The sequence below is a fragment of the Streptosporangium amethystogenes genome (assembly GCF_000721075.1).
Taxonomy (GTDB): domain Bacteria; phylum Actinomycetota; class Actinomycetes; order Streptosporangiales; family Streptosporangiaceae; genus Streptosporangium; species Streptosporangium amethystogenes.
Genome location: NZ_JOEQ01000053.1, coordinates 23,262 through 29,323 on the forward strand (window position 1 = coordinate 23,262; position 6,062 = coordinate 29,323).

The 6,062-nt window shown below is 70.0% G+C and carries 5 protein-coding genes and 1 tRNA gene; 4 read left to right on the forward strand and 2 right to left on the reverse strand.

What is annotated here, in order from left to right:
• Positions 1–19: 19 nt before the first annotated feature.
• Entirely contained in the window at positions 20–1,246 is a 1,227-nt protein-coding gene (locus IG98_RS0140575; RefSeq protein ID WP_030925290.1) for an IS110 family RNA-guided transposase, read from the reverse strand.
• Positions 1,247–1,846: 600 nt separating this feature from the next.
• Here IG98_RS0140575 and IG98_RS0140580 point away from each other — a divergent pair.
• Positions 1,847–1,919 (forward strand) — tRNA-Leu (locus IG98_RS0140580).
• Between the two features lie 31 nt (positions 1,920–1,950).
• Here IG98_RS0140580 and IG98_RS0140585 read toward each other — a convergent pair.
• Positions 1,951–2,454 carry an NUDIX hydrolase gene (locus tag IG98_RS0140585; protein ID WP_211264321.1) on the reverse strand — a complete coding sequence of 168 codons (504 nt, stop codon included), beginning with the start codon at positions 2,452–2,454 and terminating at the stop codon, positions 1,951–1,953.
• Positions 2,455–2,825: 371 nt separating this feature from the next.
• On the opposite strand from IG98_RS0140585, the gene kdpF reads away from it, so the two are divergent.
• From kdpF to kdpB, 3 genes are all read left to right on the forward strand, one after another.
• Complete coding sequence (gene kdpF, locus IG98_RS51475) at positions 2,826–2,915, forward strand: K(+)-transporting ATPase subunit F (protein WP_037972605.1); 90 nt, start codon at positions 2,826–2,828, stop codon at positions 2,913–2,915.
• Complete coding sequence (kdpA, locus tag IG98_RS0140600; protein WP_030925295.1) at positions 2,915–4,576, forward strand: potassium-transporting ATPase subunit KdpA; 1,662 nt, start codon at positions 2,915–2,917, stop codon at positions 4,574–4,576. The genes kdpF and kdpA overlap by 1 nt, the downstream gene beginning before the upstream one ends.
• A partial coding sequence (gene kdpB / locus IG98_RS0140605) for a potassium-transporting ATPase subunit KdpB (RefSeq protein WP_051753561.1) occupies positions 4,576–6,062 on the forward strand: 1,487 nt, incomplete at its 3' end. The genes kdpA and kdpB, both read left to right, overlap by 1 nt.

The window sequence follows — 6,062 nt, forward strand, 5'->3', positions numbered from 1 at the left end:
CATAGGTGGTGCCAAGACGTCAAGCCGCGGCTTCCAGGCGCGGCGGGAAGGCTACGTGCTCGTCGTAGATCTTGCGGCTCTGCAGGCAGTGGAACAGGCAGCCGAGCATCCGGTTGAAAGTGTTGCGCAGTGCGCTGGAGTGCCGGTCGCCTTCGGCGCGCCGGTAGTCGTAGTGGGCTCTGGGGCCTGGTGCTCGTAGGGAGGCGAAGGACCACACGTAGCCGACGGCGGCCAGGCGCTGGTTTTTGACCTTGCGGTGGTGGACGACCAGGCTCTTGCCCGAGGCGCGGGTGATCGGCGCCGAACCGGCGTACGCCTTGAGCGCGCGAGCGTCGGCGAAGCGGGTGCGGTCGTCGCCGAGCTCGGCGAGCACGCGGGCGCCGGTCAGGTCAGCAAGGCCCGGGAAGCTGGTGATGATGGCCGCGTCCGGGTGCCGGCCGAAGGCCTCGCCGGTGGCCTCGGCGAGGTCGTCGGCGGCGCGGCAGGCGGCGTCCAGTTGCAGCAGCAGGGCCTGGGCCTGGCGGCCGAGGGCTTCCTCAACCAACGGGAGCCGGCGCAGCTGCTCTTCGCGGAAGATCGCCTGCAGCCGGTCGATCCAGGTCTCGATGTTGCGCTGGCGACCTGAGCCGCGTAGCAGGGCGTGCAGTCGGCGAAAGGTGAGTTTGGCGGCCGCGCCCGGGGTGGGCGCCGCCTGCAGGATGGTGCGGGCCTCGCGGGAGGTCAGGCCGATGTTCTTGACGTGGAAGGCCTTCAACGCTGCGGGAAAGTACTCGCGCAGCAGCGACCGGAGCTGGTTGGCCAGTTGCTGGCGGTTCCAGACCGCGTCCTGCTGGGCGCGGGCCAGCACGGCGATCGCCTGGACCAGCTCGGAGTCATCCGGCAGCGGCCGGTGGTGGGCAGCGTCGACCCGCAGGATGTTGGCCAAGGTCATGGCGTCGGCGTGGTCGGACTTGGCCCGCGCCACGCTGTGGCGTTCGCGGTAACGGGCCACCGACAACGGGTTGATCGCGTATACCTTCCGGCCGGTGGCGCGCAGGCACGACACCAGCAGGCCACGGCCGGTCTCGATCGCCACTGGGATCGGATCGTCCGGGCGGTCGCCGTGTTCGGCCAGCAATTCGACCAGGATCCGCCAGCCCTGGGCGTCGTCGCTGACGCGTCGTTTGGCCAGCAGCTTGCCGTCTTCGTCGATCAGGGCGATGTCGTGGTGTTTCTCGCTCCAGTCGATTCCGCATGTCACCGTCACCGGCGTCTCCTTCGTCGGTAGTTGGCCCAGGTGAGCCGCGCAGGGGCACGCCACGCCCTAATGAGAGAGCTCGGCGGCTCGACATCCGATCAGCGGTTCGTGGCCCCAGCCGGCCGCAGGCCCGCGCTCTGCGCAAGGGCTCGGTGGCCCTGGTGAATACGAGCGGTGTCTCCTGCGGCTGGCTCATGTCACGATCCTGGCGAAAAGGTATGGCTGGCGGGTGGTGATCGAGAGGGACCGAGGCGCACGGTCTTAGCAGAGGACTCGCGGTCCGGTATCAGCACAGGCGTTCACTCGGCCCCCGCCGACCACCACTCGCCGGTCGCTCATCCTCACCGTGTACGGCCTGCGATGAGAAGTCCAAGCTCCAGTTCGAATCGAGACGTCAGCGGGATGAGCTCCCGAGTCGGGAAACTCGGGGTCGTACAAAGTCATTAGGTTCGAGTCCTGCCGTTCCGACGACACCGTGTCACCCCGACAGGGACGAACCGGGCGATATGGGGACACGGTGACCGTCGCCGGGAGGCGGGCACCACGGCGGCGCAGCACGGTGGTGCGGCGCCGAACACGGCACCACCGGCGCGCCGCCCGGCGCGCCCGGCCGCTCTGGCCCAACGGCAGAGGCGCCGCGCTCAGAACGCGGATGTTCAGGGTTCGAATCCCTGGGGCGGCACGCGATACGACGCCGGGGACGGCAGGGGTGACTATCCGCCGCTCCGCCAGGGCAGCAGGACCGGTTCGGCGGGAAGGTCTCCGGCCAGCAGGCCGGGCAGCAGGACCGGCAGGTCGACGGGGAAGACCGGCTCCCGGGTGGTCAGGAACTCCCGGTGCGGCCACCAGCGGTGCGCCGAGATCTGTGAGCGCTCCAGTTCCTCCTGCCCCGAGACGTCGACCGTGTGGCCGGCGACGCGCAGGAAGAAGAACGAGTCGGTCGCCTCGACCAGGACGTCGCCGAACTCGGCGAGGCCGGAGGTGCGGGCCACGACGGGCCCCAGCCGCTCCTCCGCGACGTCCAGCCCGGTCTCCTCGCGCAACTCGCGGACCGCGGCGGCGGCCAGGCTCTCCCCCTCGTGCACCCCTCCACCCGGGGTGACCCAGAAGTGCTCGGCGGACCAGTGCGCGGGAGCCCGGAACCGGAACAGCAGGAGGCGGTCGTCGGCGTCGACCAGCAGGACCCGGGCGCTGGGGCGGGAGATCGGGGCAGCCACCTTTCCGATCATAGGAGCCTCCCGCCCTCGGGGCGTTCGAACACGGAAGCCGCCACCGGCGATCGACGGCCGGGGCACCCGCTCGTTTCGCACAGCGGCGAGAGCCGGTGATCGGGCGTCAAGCGGTCGTCAAGGTATGCCGGGCCCCGCGTGGGGGAGGCGTCAAGCCTGGGTGCCTGGGCGTATGGAAACCGTCAAGAGGCGCAATAGGCGCGAAAAGCAGCGCTTTCCTTGCATGTGCCCCGCCCGTCGGGCGGTGGTGAGAACAAATCCCGGATGCGAGGAGTGGGGATGACAGACGTCATCTTCGTCGCCCTGACGATCGCGGTCTTCGCGATCCTCGGGCTGGTCGTCAAGGCGGTGGAACGGCTGTGAGTACCGTCAACGCGGCCGGTCTGGTCGTGGTCGTCGGCCTGGTGGTCTTCATGGTCGTGGCCCTGCTCTTCCCGGAGCGCTTCTGATGACGTCGACCACGGCGGGAATCCTGTTCGTCGGATCCCTCGTCGTCGCCCTCGCGGTGGTCCACAGGCCGCTGGGCGACTACATGTACCGCGTCTACCACGACACCGGGCACCTCGCCCCCGAGCGGATGGTCTACCGGTTCGCCGGCGTCCGGCCGGACGCCGAGCAGCGGTGGGGGCTCTACGCCCGTAGCCTGCTGGCGTTCTCGGCGGTCTCCGTCCTTTTCCTCTACGGGCTGCAGCGGCTGCAGGACAGGCTGTTCCTGTCGCTGGGCCGACCGCCGGTGACCGGCCACGTCGCGTGGAACACCGCGGTCAGCTTTGTCACCAACACCAACTGGCAGTCCTACTCCGGTGAGTCCACCATGGGCCACCTGGTGCAGATGTCCGGCCTGGCGGTGCAGAACTTCGTGTCCGCCGCGGTGGGCATGGCGGTGGCGATCGCCCTGGTCCGCGGCCTCGCCCGCCAGAAGACCGAGGAACTGGGCAACTTCTGGGTGGACCTGGTCCGCGGAACCCTGCGCATCCTGCTGCCGATCGCCCTCGTCGGCGCGGTCGTGCTGCTGGCGGGCGGACTGGTGCAGAACCTCGCCTCCCCGCACGAGGTGACCACCCTGACCGGCGGCACCCAGGCGATCACCGGCGGCCCGGTGGCCAGCCAGGAGATCATCAAGGAGTTGGGCAACAACGGCGGCGGGTTCTACAACACGAACTCGGCGCACCCCTTCGAGAACGCCACGAGCCGGACCAACTGGGTGGAGATCTTCGCGATCCTCCTGATCCCCTTCGCGCTGCCCCGCACCTTCGGCCGCATGGTCGGCGACCGGCGGCAGGGCTACGCGATCGTCGCGGTCATGGGGATCCTGGCACTGACCGGGGTCGCGCTGCTCGCCGGGCTGGAGACCGCCCACGGCGGTACGGTCCCGCAGGCGGTGGGCGCCGCGCTGGAGGGCAAGGAGATGCGCTTCGGCGTGCCGGACTCCGCCGCCTTCGCCGCCACCACCACCCTGACCTCGACCGGCGCGGTGAACTCCGCCCACGACTCGTTCACCGCGCTCGGCGGCATGATCACGATGTTCAACATGATGCTGGGCGAGGTCGCCCCCGGCGGCGCCGGCGCGGGTCTGTACGGCATGCTCGTCCTCGCGGTGATCACGGTCTTCGTGGCCGGGCTCATGGTCGGCCGTACCCCCGAGTACCTGGGCAAGCGGATCGGCTCCCGCGAGATCAAGTTCGCCGCGATGTACTTCCTGGTCACGCCGGTGCTGGTGCTGACCGGTACGGCACTGGCGATGGGTTCGGCCGAGCAGCGGGCCGGCATGCTCAACAGCGGCCCGCACGGCTTCTCCGAGGTGCTGTACGCCTTCACCAGCGCGGCCAACAACAACGGCTCCGCGTTCGGCGGCCTCACCGCCAACACGCCGTGGTACGACGTGGTGCTCGGTCTGTGCATGGTGCTCGGCCGGTTCCTGCCGATCATCTTCGTACTCGCGCTGGCCGGTTCCCTGGCCGTGCAGGCGCCGGTGCCCGTCTCGGCGGGCACCCTGCCCACCTACCGGCCGCAGTTCGTCGGCATGCTCGTCGGCGTGACGGTGATCCTCGTCGGGCTGACCTTCCTGCCCGCCCTGGCACTCGGCCCGCTCGCGGAGGGAATCCAGTGATGTTCACCCGGACGTTCCAACTGCCGGGCCATACCCCCACCCCCGGAAACGGCAGGGTGGGCGGCGGCCTCCTCCACCCCGGGCAACTGATCACATCGCTGCCCGAGGCGCTCAGGAAGCTCAATCCGGCCACGCTCTGGCGCAACCCGGTGATGCTGATCGTCGAGATCGGCGCGGCCTTCACCACGGCGCTCGCGGTGGTGAACCCCTCGCTCTTCGCCTGGGCCACCGTCGTATGGCTCTGGCTGACCGTGCTCTTCGCCAACCTGGCCGAGGCAGTCGCCGAGGGGCGCGGCAAGGCGCAGGCGGCCACGTTGCGCGCCGCCAAGCGCGATATCACGGCGCGGCGGCTGCGTGGCCGCGACTCCGCCGAGTGGGACGTCGTGGGGGCCCCCGAACTGCTGCGGGGAGACTTCGTCGTCGTGGAGACCGGAGAGATCATTCCAGGTGACGGCGACGTGGTCGACGGCATCGCCTCGGTGGACGAGTCGGCCATCACCGGCGAGTCGGCCCCGGTCATTCGCGAGTCGGGCGGCGACAGGTCGGCGGTGACCGGTGGTACCAAGGTGCTGAGCGACCGGATCGTCGTCCAGATCACGCAGCGGCCCGGTGAGAGCTTCATCGACCGGATGATCGCCCTGGTCGAGGGCGCCGGCCGGCAGAAGACGCCCAACGAGATCGCCCTCAACATCCTGCTGGCCGCCCTGACGATCATCTTTCTGGTCGCCACCGCGACCATGCAGCCGATGGCGATCTACGCCAAGGCCCAGAACCCCGGAGTCCCGGACTCGCCGGCCCTGACCGAGGACGGTGTCACCGGCGTCGTGCTGGTCTCGCTGCTGGTCTGCCTCATCCCGACCACCATCGGGGCGCTGCTGTCGGCGATCGGTATCGCGGGTATGGACCGCCTGGTCCAGCGCAACGTGCTCGCGATGAGCGGCCGCGCGGTCGAGGCCGCCGGGGACGTCAACACCCTGCTGCTGGACAAGACCGGCACCATCACGTTGGGCAACCGGCAGGCGTCGGCGCTCCTGACCGCCCCCGGAGTCTCCGCGGACGAGTTGGCGGAGGCCGCACAGCTGGCCAGCCTGGCCGACGAGACCCCCGAGGGCCGCTCCATCGTGGTCTACGCCAAGCAGGAGCACGGGCTGAGAGAGCGCCTGCCGGGAGAACTCGCCCGCGCCCAGTGGATCGGGTTCACCGCGCAGACCCGGATGAGCGGCGTCGACCTCGAAGGGCGCCAGGTCCGCAAGGGCGCCGCCACCGCCGTGATGAAGTGGGTTCGCGACCACGGCGGCCACCCCGTCGAGGCGGTCGGGGGCATCGTCGACGCCGTCTCCGGCTCGGGGGGCACCCCGCTGGTCGTCGGTGAGATCGTCGACGGCAGGGCGCGGGTGCTGGGGGTGATTCACCTCAAGGATGTCGTCAAGCAGGGGATGCGCGAGCGGTTCGACGAGATGCGCCGGATGGGCATCCGTACCGTCAT

Coding starts and splice junctions, on each gene's coding strand:
- kdpA (WP_030925295.1), top strand. CDS start 2,915: ATGACGTCGACCACGGCGGGAATCCTGTTCGTCGGATCCCTCGTCGTC.